We start from the raw sequence: 16,216 nt of genomic DNA on the forward strand, positions 1-16,216 counted from the left end.
TCCCTCGTGCTTGTTCAACGCGGTCGGCATCCGCGGCGGTGGTCAGCGACCGCCGAGTGCCTCGGGAACGGCGGTGGTCGACGGGGCGTTGGCGGCGCGGCCGGGAACGATGAGCGGTCCGTTTGAGATCGGGTCGGGGATGACGACCGCGTTGAGTCCGAAGACCGCCCGGACGAGTTCGGGCGTGACGATGTCGCCCGGCCGGCCCTGCGCCACGATCCGACCGGACTTCATCGCGATCAGGTGGTCGGCGTACCGGGTGGCGAGGTTGAGTTCGTGGATGACCACGACCACCTGGGTGCCGCGGTCGAGGGTCAACCGCACCAGCAACTCGAGCAGTTCGACCTGGTGCGCGAGGTCGAGGTAGGTGGTCGGCTCGTCCAGCAGCAGAATGTCCGGCTCCTGGGCGAGTGCCATGGCGACCCAGGCGCGCTGGCGCTGCCCGCCGGACAACTCGTCGACGGGCCGGTCGACGAACTCGGTCATGCCGGTCACGAGCAGCGCGTCGGCCACGACCTCGTCGTCCCGGGTCGACCGCCGGCCGAACCAGCCGCGGTGTGGCGTGCGGCCCCGGTCGGCGAGTTCACCCACGGTGATGCCGTCGGGCGCGATCGGGGCCTGGGGCAGCAGGCCGATGATCCGCGCGACCTCCCGGGGTGCTCGCCGGTCGATCGGCCGTCCATCCAGCAGCACCGTGCCGGCCTGCGGCCGCTGCAGGCGCGCGAGCGTCCGCAGCAGCGTTGACTTGCCGCAGCCGTTGGCGCCGACAAGCATCGTGATGCCCCTGGTGGGCAGTTCGAGGTCGAGGTCGCGGATGACCGGTTCGCCGCCGTAGCCGACCGTCAACCCCTGGGTGGTGAGGGTGTGCGCGGTGCCCGTCGTCATGCGCGGGTCCTCCCTGTCATCAGAAGCCAGAGCAGGTACGGGGCGCCGAGCACACCGGTGACGACGCCGACGGGCATCGCCGTGGACAGCAGCTGTTGCCCGATGAGGTCGGCACCGAGCACGATCACCGCACCGATCAGCGCCGCGACGGCGGGGACGGCCTGGCCGTGCCGGGTGATGCGCATCGCGATCGGCCCCGAGAGGAACGCCACGAACGCGATCGGGCCGGTGACCGCCGTGGCGGTCGCGACCAGCACCACCGCGCACAGGATGAGCACCAGCTTGAGTCGTCTGACCCGCACGCCCAGGGACGCCGCCACGTCGTCGCCGAGGCGGAGCACGGGCAGGTCCCTGCCGGCGATCAGCGCGACGAGCAGCAGGACCGCGAGGACCGGTGCGAGCGGCTGGAGCTGATCCCACAGGCTGCGGCTCAGGCTGCCGGTCATCCACACCACCGCCTGCTGGGCCTGGGTGACGTTCGAGCGGGTGAGCACGAATCCGATGATCGCCTGCAGGGCCGCCCCGACGGCGATGCCGACCAGGGCGAACCGGATGCCGGAGAGCCCACCCTGGTAGGCGAGGAACCACACCAGTGCGGCCGTCAGGAGGGCACCGGCGATGGCGCTGCCCGCGACGACCGGCCCGGACGCCCCGAAGACACCCAGCGCGATGATCGCGGCGGCGCTGGCGCCGGAGTTGATGCCGATCACGTCCGGGCTGGCGAGCACGTTGCGCAGCACGGTCTGGAAGATGGTGCCGCCGAGGCCGAACGCCGCACCCGCCAGGATCGCCCCGATGGTGCGGGGCAGCCGGAGTTCGCCGACCGCGAAGCTGGCGCCGGGCACCGGCCTGCCGAGCAGGACGTCGAGCACGTCGGCCGGCGGGGTGAAGCGCGCGCCGAACATGAGGGCCAGCGCGCCGAGACAGCCGACGGCGAGCGCGAGTACCGAGAGGACCACCGCATCGCGCCGGCGCCGGCGTACCCGGACCGTGCGCAGGTCGGCGCCGAGCGCCTCGCGGACGGCGGTCACACCCCCACCGTCCGACGCCAGCGCAGCAGCGCGATGAACACGGGCGCGCCGGCGACCGCGGTGACGATGCCCACCTCCAGGGTGCTCGGCCGGGTCAGGAGCCGCCCGACGACGTCGCAGACGAGGAGGAAGGCCGCACCGCCGAGGGCGGACAGGGGCACGATCCAGCGGTAGTCGGTGCCGGCCAGGACGCGTACCGCGTGCGGCACGGCGAGGCCGACGAAGGCGATCGGGCCGACGAGGGCGGCGGCGGTGCCGCACAGCAGCACCGTCGCCAGGGTGCTGAGCGCGCGGGTCATCCCGACGCGTACGCCGAGGGACCGGGCCGCGTCGTCGCCGAGCGCCAGCGCGTTCAGCCACGGCATGGCGACCAGGGCGATCACGGCGCCGACGGCGAGGAACCCGCTCAGCTGCACGAGCGCGGCCGGTGAGGCGGCGGTCAGGGAGCCGAGCTGCCAGTAACGGAAGCTGTTGAGCGTCGTGGTGTTGACGATGAGGATGCCGGAGATGATCGACGAGGCGATGGCGGTGACGGAGGCGCCCGCCAGGGCCAGCGTGATGGGTGTCGCCCCCGAGGGGCTCGCCGTCGCGGCTCCGTAGCCGAGGAGCATCGCGATGGCGGCGCCCGCGAGTGCCAACCAGACGAACTGGAGGGGTGCGCTCAGCCCGAAGAACGCCATGCCGAGCACGACGAACAGGGAGGCACCGGAGTTCACGCCGAGCAGGCCCGGGTCGGCCAGTGGGTTGCGCGCCATGCCCTGCATGAGCGCCCCGCCCATGCCGAGGGCGGCGCCGACAAGCAGCCCGGCGATGGTGGTCGGGATGCGTGAGCGGACGGCCGCCTCGGCGATCGACGAGGGGTCCGGGCGGGTCAGCGCGTGGACGACCTCGGCCAGCGGCACGGGGCGCGTGCCGACGGCGAGCGACAGCCCGACCGCCAGCACGAGCACCGCGACTCCGCCGGCCGCGACCCACGCCGAGCGTGGATGTTTCACTTCACCTTCGCCGCGGCGTCCCCGAGCTGCTTGGCGTAGGCGGGCAGCGCCCACGGGATGGAGAGCACGGTGGGGGCGGAGATGGCCATCAGCTGCTCGTCGCTGTCGATCCGGAGGTAGGCGCCGTTGGCGATCGCGGGGATCTTGCTGAGCAGAGGGTCGTTCGTCAGCACGGCGGCGTCGCCGCCGTCGATGTACACCACCGCGATGTCGGCGTCGAGCCGGTCGGCCTCCTCGGCGCTGATGTCCGTCACGAAGGTCTCGGCGCCCTTGGTCAGTTGGATGACGCTGTCCGGGGTGGCGAAGCCGAGGTCGTTCAGGTACTGCACGCGGGTGTCCTTCGGCGTGTAGACGTGCAGCTTGCCGGTGTCCTTCGCGTCGACCCAGAACACCATGCCGGTCTTTCCGGCGGTGGCGGGGTACTTCGCCATCTCCGCCTTCATCCGCTCCTCGGTCTTGGCGATGAGCTCCTTCGCGGCGTCGGCCTTGCCGAGGGCGTCACCGACCATTGCCGTGGACTGGCGCCAGCCGGTGCCCCACGGCATGCCCGGGTAGGCGACCGTCGGGGCGATCTTCGCGAGGGTCTTGTCCTCCTGCTCGCTCAGGCCGGAGTTGGTCGCGAGGATCACGTCCGGGGCGGAGTCGGAGATCTTCTCGTAGGGCACGCTGTCCGTCTCGTCGTGCAGCGCCGGGGTCTCGGCGTCGGCCGCCTTCAGCGCCTCCGTAGTCCAGGCGAGCACGCCGTCGCCGTCGGGGTCGCCCCAGAGCGACTTCGGCATGGCCACCGGGATGGTGCCCAGCGCGATCGCGGCATCGGCGCTGCCCCAGCCCACCACCGCGACGCGCTCGGGGCGCGCCGGCACGGTCGTCGTGCCGTAGACGTCTTTGATGCTCACCGGGAAGCCGGCGGTCTGCGCCGACGCGGTGCCCTTGTCGGCGGAGCCGCCGGTGGAGTCGCAGGCCGAGAGCCCGACGATGGCCGCCATCGCGACGGCGAGGCCGGCAATGGCACGGGAGGTGCGCCGAGCGGGGGCGCTCACGGACGAAGACATGGGTTCCTCGATCACTTCAGAGACGGACTGAGGTAACCCTAACCTAAGTTCGGTTGCGCCCCGCGCTCCGGGGGCACCCGCGCCTGACCGCGCTCACCCCGACGACGCGAATGCCTTGCTCTCGCATTCCTGGACGTACTTGAATTGGTTGTCCGGCGGCAGGCTCTTGAAGGTGATGAAGCCGTCTTCCTCCCAGGCGTCGATGCCGTGCGAGCGGACGCAGGTCACCCAGTCCCGAAGCTTGTCGGCGTACTCGGGGTCGGTGCGCCGGGCGCGTTCCCAAAGCTCCTCGGGCTTCTTGTTGGCGCACGCCTGCTCCGCTGCCTTGGTCTTCTTCGTGTCCTCCGCCGGCCCCCGGACCTTCGGGTTCGCGCCGTGCTCGACGAGGCAGTCGTTGTACCGCTGCTGGAGGCGGTTCTCCTCCTCCTCGGAGGTGTCCGGGCGGATGAGCGGGGGCTCGTCCGCGGCGGCCGTGCCGGCCGTGCTGGCGGCGCCGGCCGTGGCCGACGGGCTGGCGCTGGCCAGCGAGGCGACGTCGGGGCCGGTGCCGCCATCCGCCGAACCGGAGCTGTGCGGCTCGCGGTCGCAGGCGGCCAGCAGGAGCGCCAGCAGCGCGGTCAGTGAACCTATTGCGAATCGTCGATACATCGGGACCTTTCCCATCCGTGTTACTCCGCTGTCGATTCGTTACGCCGAGGCCAGCGCCGCGGTGGGCGTCAGCCGGGCGGCGCGTACCGCGGGGTACAGGCCGGCCACCATCCCGACCAGGACCGCGCCGCCGAGGCCGGCCGCCACGGCGCCGCCCGGTATCACCACCGGCCAGCCGTGGCTCGCCGCGTAGCCGGCGGCCGCGACCGCGCCGAGCACCGTGCCGGCCACCCCGCCGAGGGCCGAGAGCAGCACCGACTCGGTGAGGAACTGCACCCTGATCTGCCCCCGACTCGCGCCCAGGGCCCGCCGCAGGCCGATCTCCGCGCGGCGCTCCAGCACCGAGATGACCATCGTGTTGGCCACCCCGACGCCGCCGACCAGCAGCGCCACCACCGCCAGGCCCAGCAGCAGCGCCGAGAACGCGTGCTGGGTGGCGCGCTTGGCGGCCAGCGCGTCGGAGGGCCGGCTCACCATCACCGTGCTCGGCTGCGCCGGGTTGATCGTGGCCGGCAGCACCGCCCGCACGGCCTCGATCGCCGATTCGCGGGCCCGCAGGTAGATCACCGTGGGGTACCCGTCGAAGCCCAGCTCGGTGCGGGCGGCGTCCCAGCCGACGAGCACCGCGCGGTCGATGTCCGGCGACAGCGGGGTGGTGGCGAGGATCCCCACGACGGTGAACCACCTTTCCCCGATGATCACCTGCGGTTCGGGGCCGCCCGGCGGCACGTCCGGGACGCCCAGCCGGGCCGCCGCGACGTGGCCGAGCACCACGGTGGGCAGTGCCGGGCCGGCCCGGTCCAGGAAGTGGCCGCGGTACATCCGCGCGCCGATCGTGTCGAGCAGGTCCGGCCGGCTGGCCAGCACCGCGAGGCCGGAGCCGTCGCGCGGGTCGACGAGGTCGGAGCGGCGCACCACCGCGTGCGTGTTCGCCACCGCGGTCACGCTGGTCACCGGCCCGATCCGGCCGACCATCGGGACGGACTCGGTGGGCAGCCGCGGCGGCTCGCCGGGATCGGGCGCCGGGACGGCCTGCAGCAGGTTGGTGCCGAGCGCGGAAAGCTCGTCCATCAGCGCCCGGTTGCCGGCCGCCGGGATGGCGGTCACCAGGATCGTCGTGGCGATGCCGATCGCGATGCCCAGCGCGGACAGCACCGCCCGGGCCCGGCGGATGCGGATCCCCAGCGCGCCCAGGGCCAACACGTCCGTGGGCGCCAGACGGACCGGCCGCGGGGCGGCACTCGGCCGCGGGGCGGCGGCCGGGCGGATCTCGGCGCTCATCGAGCGGACTCCGTCGGGCCGGGCCGGCGGCTGTCCGCGACGATCCGGCCGTCGCGGAGCTCGACCCGGCGGGGGAGCCGCCGCGCGATGTCGCGGTCGTGGGTGATGAGCGCGATGGTGGCGCCCTCGCCGTGCAGCCGCGCGAGCAGATCGAGCACGGCCCGGCCGGTCGCCGTGTCCAGCGCGCCGGTCGGCTCGTCGGCGAGGATCAGCGCCGGGTCGTTGACCAGCGCCCGGGCGATGGCGACCCGCTGCCGCTCGCCGCCGGAGAGCTGCCCCGGCCGGTGGGTCGTGCGGTGGCCCAGCCCGACCCGGTCCAGCGCGGCCACGGCGAGCCCGGGCCGGCGCCGGCGCGGCACGCCCGCGTACAGCAGGCCGGTCGCGACGTTGTCCGCCGCGCTCATTCCCTCGGTCAGGTGGCACTGCTGGAAGACGAAGCCGATCCGCTGGCCGCGCAGCGCGCAGAGCCGCCGGTCCGGCAGCGCGGTGACGTCGTGGCCGTCGATCTCGACGGTGCCGGCGGTGGGGCGGTCCAGCGTGCCCATGAGGTTCAGCAGCGTCGACTTGCCCGAGCCGGACGGGCCCACGATGCCGACCAGCTCGCCTTCGTCGATGTCCAGGGAGACCCGGTCGAGCGCCAGCACCCCGCCGGGGTACGCCATGGTCGCGTCGCGGACGGCCAGGACCGGCCCGGTCCGGCTCATGAGGCGGTCACCACTTCGAGGCCCTCGCTCAGGCCGGTGCCGGTGACCTCGACCATCCCGCGGGCGAACAGCCCGGTCTTGACGGCCACCAGCCCCCCGTCCGGCAGTTGCACCGCGTAGCCGCCCTCCCGCAGCGCCAGCAGCGCGTTGACCGGCACCGCGAGCACCCCGGTGCGGGTCTCCCCGGCCACGTCCACCTCGACATCCGCGCCGTCGAGCCGGCTCACCGCCTTGTGGTCGTCGAGCGTGACGGTGACGGCGACGCTCGGACCGCCGCCCGGGCCGGCCGGGTCGCCGCCGCCCTGGCTCGCGACCAGGCCGATGGAGCCGATCCTGCCCGGCGTCTCGGTACCGTCCGGCAGCCGGATGGTGACCGCGTCGCCGGTCTTCAGCCCGCCGACCTCGGTCACGGCGGCCTGGACGGTCACCACCTTGGTGGTCGGGGTCACCGACATCAACTGCCCCGCGGCGGCGTCGCCGACCTGCGCGGACAGGGTCTCGACCCGGACCGGCCCGGACAGCACGACGACGTCGCCGACCGCGAGCCGGCCGTCGGCGGGCAGCCCGTTGTCGCGCTGGAACCTCTTGACCGCCTGGATCAGGTCGGCGGTGAGCACGCCGTCGCCCTTGCGCACGGTGACCCGGCTCGGCGTGGCCGGCGCCGAGGTGGCCCCGCCGCCCTGATCGGCGGCCGGCGGTGGGGCCTCCGGCGTGACCGTCGTGCCCGCTCTGGGCTGCTTGCCGATCGAGTAGCCGAGCGCGGAGAGGTTCGCGGCGACCATCGCGACGTCCCGGCCCACCGTGTTGCGCGCGGCCAGCGTGCGGTACAGCGGCGGGCTGCCGAAGAACAGCGACACGGCCTCGTCGTCGACCCGGTACAGCGGCTTGCCCCGCTTGATCACCGCCCCCGGGCCGGGCAGCCAGGTCACCACGCCCTCGCGGCTGCCCTTCACCGGCCGGTCCAGGCCGTAGCCGAGCGATCCGCGCAGCGTATGGCTGGTCGACAGGTCGGCGCGGGCGACCTGCACCGTGCGCACGGCGACCGCTGGGTCGGCCGGTGCCGCGTGGCCGGACCGGCCGCGCAGCCACGGCGTGGCCGCGCCGACCAGCAGCAAAACGGCGCCGGCCGCGATCCCGAACGCCAGCCGGCGGCGGGAGGTGAGAACTGCCATGGCGCGGATCGTGGCGGAGGACTTTCAGAAACCTGTCGGCAGCACCCGAAGTTTGACAAGCATCTCGGTCCACCGGCCGCGGGCCGCGACGCACCTATAGTCGGCCGCATGGCCGCACACGTGCTCGTCGCGGAGGACGACCGGCACCACGCCGAGATCCTGCTGCGGTACCTGGAGTCGGACGGCCACCGGGCGTCCGCGGTCCACGACGGGCGGGCCGCGCTGGAGCACGTCCGGCGGCTCCGGCCCGACCTGCTGCTGCTCGACGTGATGCTGCCGGGGCTGGACGGCCTGGACGTCTGCCGCCGGATCAGGCAGGAGTCGGATATCCCGGTCCTCATGCTCACCGCCCGGGCCGGCGAGGACGATCTGCTGCTCGGGCTGGAGCAGGGCGCCGACGACTACCTGACCAAGCCGTACAGTCCCCGTGAACTGCTGGCCCGGATCCGGACCCTGCTGCGGCGGGCGGCGCGCGGCGCCGACCACGATGCCGGCCTGATCCGGGTCGGGCCGATCGTCATCGACCCGGTGCGGCACGTCGTCGAGGTCGGCGGGGCGCCGATCGAGTGCACACCCGACGAGTTCGCCATCCTGGCCGCGCTGGCCGGCCAGCCCGAACGGGTCTTCAGCCGGGCCCAGCTGCTGCGCCAGACCAGCGGGTACGACCGGGACTCCACCGACCGCGCCATCGACACCCATGTGATGAACCTGCGCCGCAAGATCGAGCCGAATCCGCGCCGCCCGGCGCACCTGGTCACCGTGTACGGCGTGGGGTACAAGCTCGTCGACCTCCCCCGGCCCCGGCGGGACGGGTGAGCGGTCGGCGGGTGCCGGTGCACCGCAGCCTGATCATGCGGCTGCTGGCCGCCTCGATGCTGATCGCGCTGTGCGCCATCGCGGCGACGGCCTGGCTCGCGGTGCGGATCACCACCCGGGCGGTGACCCAGGAACAGAGCGGGGCGCTGTCCGCCGACACCGACGTGTACGACGCGCTGATCGAATACGGCGCCACCCACACCGGCTGGGACGGCGTGCGGGTCACCGTCCGCCGGCTCGCCGATCTCACCGGCCGCCGCATCGTGGTGACCACCATGGACCGGGCCGTGATCGCGGACTCCGCCGGCGGGCCGCTGCTGCCCGGGACGGTACCCACCGCCACGGTCGACCCGCTGTACCTGGACGCGGGGGTGGCCCGCAACAGCGCGCGCCGGATCGACCCGCGCGCGGTCGGGCCGTACCGGCTGACCGGTCCCGAGCGCGACCAGTTGCGGGTCCTCGCCGACCAGCAGGCGACCTGCCTGCGCGCGATGGGCCTGCCCGCCGAGGTCGTTCAGACGCCGAGCGGCCGGCCCACCGTCCGGCTGGTGCGGGACGACCTCGACGAGCGGGTCTGGGCCAGGTGCGACGTCGCGCGGCTGCTGGAGCCCGTGCCGTCGGAGCGCCAGCCGCTTGCCGAACTCACCGCCCTGGTCCACGGGTGCCTGGGCGAACAGAACGTGGTCGTCACGCCGCTGTTCGGCGTCCGCTCCGACGCGCCGCGGCCCCGCACCGGCGGGAACGCGGATCCCGACCGGGAGAACCGGGTCCGCACCTGCATCGAGGAGAGCCGTCGGGCGCAGCTGAAGCCGTACGTGGCGCGGCCGGCGCTGCTCTTCATCACCGGCCCGGCCACCACCACCCCGGCCACCGTGAACCTGTCCCGGGCCAACACCCTGCGGATCACCGGCATGACCGCGGTCGTGCTCGCGCTCGCCTGCGCGGTCACCATCCTGGTGGGCCTGCGGCTGGTCCGTCCGCTGCGCACGCTCGCCGACGCGACCCGGCAGCCGGCCGGCCGCGAGATCCGGGTGCCGGTCACCACCCGGGACGAGATCGGCAACCTCGCGGTGGCCTTCAACGACCTCTCCGACCGGCGCCTGGCGCTTGAGCGGCAGCGCAAGGCCATGGTCAACGACATCGCACACGAGCTGCGCACGCCGCTGACCAACATCCGCACCTGGCTGGAGGCGGCCCGCGACGGCGTCGTCGAGGTGGACGCGCGGATGCTGGACCTGCTCGTCGACGAGGCCGTGCTGCTCCACCACGTGATCGACGACCTGCGCGACCTGGCCGCCGCCGACGCGGGCAGCCTCCGCCTCCATCCGGAGCCCACGGCCGTCGACGACCTGCTCGGTCAGGTGATCGAGGCCCACCGCGGCGCCGCCGAGGCCGGTGGCGTGGCACTCACCCTGCGCGCCGACGCGGAGGTGGACGCCCACGTCGATCCGGTCCGGCTGCGGCAGTTGGCCGGCAACCTGGTCGCCAACGCGATCCGGCACACCCCGCCCGGTGGGGCGGTCACCGTTCGGGTCGAGGGGCGCGGCGACCGGCTGACGATCGAGGTGGCCGACACCGGCAGCGGCATCGCCGCGGCCGACCTGCCCAGGGTGTTCGACCGGTTCTGGCGGGCCGACGGCGCCCGCGGCCGCGACACCGGCGGCAGCGGGCTGGGCCTGGCGATCGCCCGGCAGCTCGCCCGGGCACACGGCGGCGACATCACCGCGACGAGCCGGCCCGGCCACGGCTCCGCCTTCACCGTCGACCTGCCCGCCGCGGTCCCCTAAGCGCCGTTCGCGTCGCCGTGGGGACACTGTGGCCGTCGGCCAGGTGCGGCAAAAGCGGCGTGATGCGCCCGGTGGTGGTAACGGCAGCGGCGGCCGCCTCGACTGGTCGAAGGCGGCCGCCGCTGGCGGTGGTGATGGTTACTTTCGGATGGGGATGAGCTGCGCCTCGTCGGTGCTGCGGTTGTCGTGGCTGACGACCATCAGGCCGAGGGCCGGCGACTTCGCGAACTCGGTGGCGTTCAGGGTCACCCTCTCCGTCGCCGACTTCTTCGGCTTGACGGTGTCGAACATGCCGGTGCTGACCGCCGGCGTGAACGCGTTGAAGGTGGCCGTGCCGGCAACCGTGTCCGATGTGTCGTCGGTCAGGCCGAACGACGTGACGTGGTAGCGCAGCCGCGGGTTGTTCTTCGACAGGCACGGCGAGCCGGCGTCGCAGAGCTGGCTGGTCAGCACCGGCAGCACGATCGTGCTGCTGTCGTGCGGCGCGTCGGCGAGGAACTCGATCGAGCCGGCGCCCGTGCGCAGGTTGAACACGGCCGTGACCATCAGGCCGTCGCTGGAGCCGGCCGTGACCGCCCCGTAGTCGACGCCGACGACGACGTAGTCGTCCACCCCGTCGCCGTTCACGTCGACGTAGACGTCGAACTCGTTCATCGCCGCGTTCGACCAGCGGTGGTGGGTGCTGATCGCGAACGCCAGGCCGCCGTCGAAGGCCTGCGCGCCGACCGCGCGGATGTCGTTGGAGCCCAGGCCCTTGTCCTTGCCGTCGGTCAGGCCCCAGGCGTACCAGTCGGCGGTGCCGGTGGTCACGCCCTTCTTGTTGGTCACGGTCGCGGTCGCGGCGCCGGTACGCGCCAGCTGCTTGGTGTCGATCTTCGTCTCGATGGTGGAGATCGCCTGCGGCACCAGGTAGTACGGGACCGACAGTGCGATGCCGCCGTTGCCGCCGTTCTTCGGCGTGAACCGGACCAGGCCGGCCACGTCGTTGAACGCGCTCGAGTCGCCGGCGGTGGCCGCCGGCACGCTCAGGGTGACCTGCACGGTGGCGTCACCGCGAGCGGGGATCGTCACCTGGGACTTGTTGAGCTTGACGGTGTGCGGGCTGCCCGCGCCCCGTGCGGTACCCACGGCGAACGTGACCGGCTTGTTGCTGAAGTTGTGCAGCTTGACGGTCTTCCCGACCTTGTAGTCCTTCGCCAACTCCGCGAAGCCGTAGTTCAGCGTCGCCGTGCCCTTGTCGCCCTCGGCGACGGCCTGGGTCTGGGTCGCGCCGACCGCCTGGATCAGCCCGGAACCGGCCACCCGCGTGGTGTAGCCGGCCACCTTGCCCGGGTCGGCCGTGTTCACGATCGCGGCCTTCCAGTACTGGACCTTCTTCCACGTCGGGTGGGCCTGGCGCACCAGCGCGGCCATGCCCGCGGTGTGCGGCGCCGCCATCGAGGTACCGGAGATCACCTCGAAGCCGGTGCCGGTGCCGACGCCGGCCGAGGCGATGCTCACGCCGGGCGCGGTCACGTCCGGCTTGAGCCAGCTGTCACCGGTGCGCGGGCCACCCGAGGTGAAGTCCGCCGGGGCGAGGTAGCCCGGGTTGTCCAGGTTGAACGCGGAGAGTGACGCGGTGCCGCCGTCCGCCGCGACGAGCCGGGCAGCGTCGCTGCTCTTGACGCCGAGGAACGGGATGGTGACGGTGTACGCCTCACCGGTGTCCGGGTTGCTCGTGATCGGACCCTCGTAGGGCGGCAGGCCGTCCGAGGTGTTCACCATCAGGACCGCCGCCGCGCCGGCCTGCTGGCCGTAGATGGCGCGGGAAACCCGACCGCAGGTACCGCGCTCGACGACGACCAGCGTGCCGGCTACGCCCGCGTTGACGTACTCCTGCGGGTCGCAGCCGAGCGAGATGCCGCCGCCCGACGTCGTCAGCACCTTCACCGGCAGCGGGGTGCCGGGCAGGGTGAGGCCGTTCGCGTCGATCGCGTCGACGGTACCGCCGGTGCTCAGCGCCACGTGCGCGCCCGGGAAGTTCACCGTCGGGTCGCTCGCGGCCACGCTGATCACGCCGGTGCCGGCGGCCGGCGAGCCGGTGATGTACGGGTTCTGCCCGGAGTTGCCGGCCGAGGCCACGACGATGACGCCGTTGCGGGCGGCGTTCGCGGCGGCCACCGCGCTCGGCTCGTCTGCGCTGCCGAAGGGCGAGCCCAGCGACATGTTGATCACGTCCATACCGTGGTCGACCGCCCAGTCGATCGCGTCGACCGTGACGTCCGTGGAGCCCTGGCAGCCGAACACGCGGATCGAGTACAGGTCGGCCTTGGGCGCGACGCCCGGTCCGACCGTCCACGCGTGGCTGCTGACCGTCGTGGCGTTGTACGGGCCGCGGTAGGTCGTGCCGTCGGCGAGCACGCCGAAGCCGACCGAGGTGCCGGCCACGTGCGTGCCGTGCCCGTCGCAGTCCAGCGGGTTCGGGTCCGGGTGCGGCACCGGCTGGTAGTCCGGGCTGTCCGGGTCGGCGTTGTAGCTGTCACCGACGAGGTCGATGCCGCCCTTGACCTTGGCCGCCTTCGGACCGAACAGTGCGGGGTCGGCCGGCGCGGTCTCCTTCGCGTGTGCCTTCCGGTACGCCTCCGGGGTGCCCGGACCGCCGAAGTCGGCGTGGGTGTAGTCGATACCGGTGTCGATCACCGCGACCTTGATGCCCTCACCGTGGAAGCCGCTCACGCCGGCCCACGCCGCCGGCGCGCCGATGAGCGGAACGCCCTTGGTGTTGTCCGGCTTCATCGTCTGGACCCGGCGCACGGCCACCACGTTCGGCAGGTCCAGCAGCGAGGTCGCCTGGCGCTCCGACATGCGTACCTTGACGCCGTTGTACGCGGACTGGTAATCGCCGAGCACCGTGCCGCCGAGTTCGCGGACGCGCTGCTCGACGGGAGTCTGCTGAGATCTCAACCGGTTCTTGTGCGCCTGCTTCTCGCTGCTGCTCAGCGGCGCGGGCGCGTCGGCCTCCGCGACGGCGACCGGGTCACCGGCCAACTGCACCATCAGGGTGGCCTGCGCATTGCGCAGGCCCAGCGGCTGGTGGGCGACGGTCGAGCCGGCAGGCGCCGGCGTGAACCGATGGGCGGGGGCGGCGGCGTGCACCGGTGCGGCAGCGCCGAGTGCGGCGAGGCTTGTGGCCACGAAGCCGATGCCGGCGAGGCGGATACCCCGCCGGACGTCCACTGCGAGACGCACGACACGTCTGGAACTCATCTCCACTCCTCCCACGCCCGCGTGATGCGGGGCGGTTACTGACTTCTACACGTGATGGGCGTCGATTACTAGCCTCGCTCGGGCGTTTTGCCGCGGTCGGGTGGTGTGGCGGTAAACGACGCCGCGGACCGTGTTTGGACGGTCGACGAGACCGGTGTGGAACTCGCACGCCGGCGTGCCAGCCCGGGCAGGCCCCGTCCGGGAGGCATCCGCTCGCGGCGCCGTCCCGGGCACGGCAGGGGCTATCGCGCGCCGTCATGAATCCGGCGGCAAACTCACGGATCACCACATGGTGAGGGTGAGGGCCACGTTCATAGCATGTGTCTACCGTCACAAGGGGTGAATGCTTACCTGGCCGACATCCCGGATGAGACGGACGGATACCGCTGCCACGAAAGGTCGACTGGTGACTCGTTTCTCGGTGTGTCAGCTCGGGCTTCCTGGGACCAGCTTTGACGAGGACGTCGCGCTCTGCGCCGAACTCGGCATCGGGCTCGGCGCCGACGAGTCGAAGTTCCCGGAGGATGAGAACGCCGCGGCGGCCGCCCTGGCGGACGCGGGCGTCCCCGTGACCATCGCCTGCCCCGCGACGCTGACGCTGCTCCCCAGCCCGGCGGTGTCCGGAGGGCCCACGTACGAGACGCGCCTGGCGCAGGTGCTGCGGGGCATCCGCCGGCTGGCCGTCACGAATCCCGCCACCGTCTTCGTGATCACCGGGCCGGCCGGTGACCTGGGTCCCGAGCGTGCCCGTGCGATGGCCGTCGAGGGGCTTCGGGAGGCGGCCCGCGTCGCCAAGGAGGTCGGTGTCACGCTGTCCGTCGAGATCATGCGCACGTCGTACGCCGACGAGTGGACGTTCGTCCACACGATCGCGGACGGGCTCCAGTTGATCGAGGACGTCGACCCGGATCTTCGCATCATCCTCGACACCTGGCACATGTGGGACTCGCCTGGCGTGCTGCCGATGATCGAGAAGCACGCGGACGTGATCGCCGGTGTCCAGCTCAGCGACTACCGGCTGCCCTTCCGCGCCAACATGGACCGAATCCTGCCCGGCGACGGTGTGATCGACCTGCCGGCCATGGTGCGGGCGCTGGAGCGCGGCGGCTTCACCGGCTGGTACGACCTCGAGATCTTCTCCGACCCGCAGTTCCCCGACTCGCTCTGGCGCCGGCCCCAGCGTGCGTGGGTGTCCGAAGGCAGGCAGAAGTTCGCTGAGCTCTGCGGAATCGAGTGAGGTGATCGGTCGCCAGCTTAGTCCGCGAGCTCGGCACCCGCCGCATCACAAGTCGTAGGTACGGCGCGGAAGCTGCGCCCGGTAAAGGAGAGACGAGTGTTGACCAGAAGAGGAAGGACCACCGTACCCCGGCTGGCGTACGGTGTCGTCCTGGGACTTGCCTGCACGCTGCTGGCCGCCTGCGGTGGTGGAGGCGGTTCCGCCACCGCCTCCACGGACTGCGGCAACCTGGACCTTTCGGCCCTGACCCATCGGGAGATCCCCGCATCGCTCAACCCGAAGAGCGCCGTGCCGGACATCTCGCAGATGACCATCCGGTCCGACAACCTCGGCGCCGACCAGTCGCTGGAGCCGACCTGGTGGACCGACCTGAAGATCACTCCGGAGCAGGCGAAGGAGATCTGCGGGAAGAACCTCAAGGCCGCCATCCTCGACTGGGACCAGGTGCTCTACAACCAGGTCATCCGGCAGGGCTTCAAGGACGTGATGGCGGCCGTCGGCATCAAGGTCGTCCGGGAGACCAGCTTCGCGTTCGACCCCAACGGTCTGGCCGGCAACCTGGCCGCCGTGATGCCGCTGCACCCCAATATCGTCTTCACCGGTGGGACGGTCGATCCGAAGCAGTTCGCCGCGATCATGGGGCCCGCCCGCGCCGCGGACATCCAGATCGTCTCCTGGGGCGTCGGTGCCGAGGGCTGGAAGATCGGACCGGACGGCGACCTCTCGGGCCTGGTCGGCTACGACTTCTACAATCTCGGCCTGCAGATGGCGGATGCCATCGCGACCCGCTACCCGGACGGCGCCAACCTGGGCTACCTGCACTGGATCAACAACGTGCCGCCGATCCTGCTGCGTGAGCGGGGCCTGCTCGACGGTCTCAAGAAGCACCCGCACATCAAGGTGATCGCCGACGGCGGCGAGCCGGACCCGGCCCGGCCGAACTCCGGCTACAACGACCCGAACAACGTCCAGGCCGCGACCCAGGCGTTCCTGGTGCGGCACCCGGAGGTCGACGTCCTGTTCGCCGCCTGGGAGGACCCGCCGGCGCTGGGCCAGATCGCGGCGATCAAGGCGCTCGGCCGCCAGGTGGACATCGTCACCATGGACCTGGATGTCACCGGCGCCGAGCACCTCCAGAACGATGGCGTCATCACCGTCGACATGGCGCAGGACATCTACGACGGTGGCCGGGCGCTGGCCATGATCGCGGCGCTCAACGAGATCGGCGTCGAGACCCCGCCGTTCGTGATCGTCCCGACCTTCGCCGCCAACTCCGACAACGTCAAGGACGCCTGGGACATGATGCACGGCCCGTCGTGGCCCTGCTGTGACGGCAAGAAGGTCGGCTGAGGACCGCACCAC

The 16,216-nt window shown here is 72.4% G+C and carries 13 protein-coding genes; 4 read left to right on the forward strand and 9 right to left on the reverse strand.

The window, feature by feature from the left end; all coding sequences use genetic code 11:
* Positions 1–42 precede the first annotated feature (42 nt).
* The 8 genes from KJS59_RS05780 to KJS59_RS05815 all read right to left on the reverse strand — a co-directional run bounded on the left by KJS59_RS05780 (position 43) and on the right by KJS59_RS05815 (position 7,768).
* Positions 43–885, reverse strand: a complete 843-nt coding sequence (locus KJS59_RS05780; RefSeq protein ID WP_213451262.1) for an ABC transporter ATP-binding protein — start codon at positions 883–885, stop codon at positions 43–45.
* Positions 882–1,916 (reverse strand): FecCD family ABC transporter permease, encoded by a 1,035-nt coding sequence (locus tag KJS59_RS05785; RefSeq protein WP_249713911.1) that lies wholly within the window; start codon positions 1,914–1,916, stop codon positions 882–884. The genes KJS59_RS05780 and KJS59_RS05785 overlap by 4 nt, the downstream gene beginning before the upstream one ends.
* On the reverse strand, positions 1,913–2,911 hold the full coding sequence (locus tag KJS59_RS05790) for a FecCD family ABC transporter permease (protein ID WP_213451263.1): 999 nt from the start codon (positions 2,909–2,911) through the stop codon (positions 1,913–1,915). The genes KJS59_RS05785 and KJS59_RS05790 overlap by 4 nt, the downstream gene beginning before the upstream one ends.
* Positions 2,908–3,951 (reverse strand): ABC transporter substrate-binding protein, encoded by a 1,044-nt coding sequence (locus tag KJS59_RS05795; protein ID WP_213451264.1) that lies wholly within the window; start codon positions 3,949–3,951, stop codon positions 2,908–2,910. The genes KJS59_RS05790 and KJS59_RS05795 overlap by 4 nt, the downstream gene beginning before the upstream one ends.
* 105 nt (positions 3,952–4,056) lie before the next feature.
* Complete coding sequence (locus KJS59_RS05800; protein WP_213451265.1) at positions 4,057–4,611, reverse strand: hypothetical protein; 555 nt, start codon at positions 4,609–4,611, stop codon at positions 4,057–4,059.
* 39 nt (positions 4,612–4,650) lie between these two features.
* The gene (locus tag KJS59_RS05805) at positions 4,651–5,892 is read right to left on the reverse strand and encodes an ABC transporter permease (protein WP_213451266.1); all 1,242 of its coding nucleotides are present in this window, start codon (positions 5,890–5,892) and stop codon (positions 4,651–4,653) included.
* Complete coding sequence (locus KJS59_RS05810) at positions 5,889–6,596, reverse strand: ABC transporter ATP-binding protein (RefSeq protein WP_213451267.1); 708 nt, start codon at positions 6,594–6,596, stop codon at positions 5,889–5,891. The genes KJS59_RS05805 and KJS59_RS05810 overlap by 4 nt, the downstream gene beginning before the upstream one ends.
* Positions 6,593–7,768, reverse strand: a complete 1,176-nt coding sequence (locus KJS59_RS05815; protein ID WP_213451268.1) for a peptidoglycan-binding protein — start codon at positions 7,766–7,768, stop codon at positions 6,593–6,595. The genes KJS59_RS05810 and KJS59_RS05815 overlap by 4 nt, the downstream gene beginning before the upstream one ends.
* Positions 7,769–7,876: 108 nt before the next feature.
* Between KJS59_RS05815 and KJS59_RS05820 the strand changes: the two genes are divergently transcribed.
* Together KJS59_RS05820 and KJS59_RS05825 are read left to right on the forward strand one after the other, a co-directional pair.
* Positions 7,877–8,584 carry a response regulator transcription factor gene (locus KJS59_RS05820; RefSeq protein ID WP_213451269.1) on the forward strand — a complete coding sequence of 236 codons (708 nt, stop codon included), beginning with the start codon at positions 7,877–7,879 and terminating at the stop codon, positions 8,582–8,584.
* A complete protein-coding gene (locus tag KJS59_RS05825) occupies positions 8,581–10,371 on the forward strand; it encodes an ATP-binding protein (protein ID WP_249713912.1) in 1,791 nt (596 codons plus the stop codon). Before KJS59_RS05820 ends, KJS59_RS05825 begins: the two co-directional genes overlap by 4 nt.
* A gap of 138 nt (positions 10,372–10,509) precedes the next feature.
* Here the strand turns inward: KJS59_RS05825 and KJS59_RS05830 are convergent, their stop codons facing one another.
* The gene (locus KJS59_RS05830) at positions 10,510–13,617 is read right to left on the reverse strand and encodes a S8 family peptidase (protein ID WP_213451270.1); all 3,108 of its coding nucleotides are present in this window, start codon (positions 13,615–13,617) and stop codon (positions 10,510–10,512) included.
* Positions 13,618–14,023: 406 nt separating this feature from the next.
* On the opposite strand from KJS59_RS05830, the gene KJS59_RS05835 reads away from it, so the two are divergent.
* Both KJS59_RS05835 and KJS59_RS05840 read left to right on the forward strand, forming a co-directional pair.
* Positions 14,024–14,854 carry a sugar phosphate isomerase/epimerase family protein gene (locus KJS59_RS05835; protein WP_213451271.1) on the forward strand — a complete coding sequence of 277 codons (831 nt, stop codon included), beginning with the start codon at positions 14,024–14,026 and terminating at the stop codon, positions 14,852–14,854.
* A gap of 96 nt (positions 14,855–14,950) precedes the next feature.
* Positions 14,951–16,204 carry a substrate-binding domain-containing protein gene (locus KJS59_RS05840; protein WP_213451272.1) on the forward strand — a complete coding sequence of 418 codons (1,254 nt, stop codon included), beginning with the start codon at positions 14,951–14,953 and terminating at the stop codon, positions 16,202–16,204.
* Positions 16,205–16,216: the final 12 nt, after the last annotated feature.

The sequence above is a fragment of the Rhizomonospora bruguierae genome, from assembly GCF_018397995.1.
In the GTDB taxonomy this organism is placed as follows: Bacteria; Actinomycetota; Actinomycetes; order Mycobacteriales; family Micromonosporaceae; genus Rhizomonospora; species Rhizomonospora bruguierae.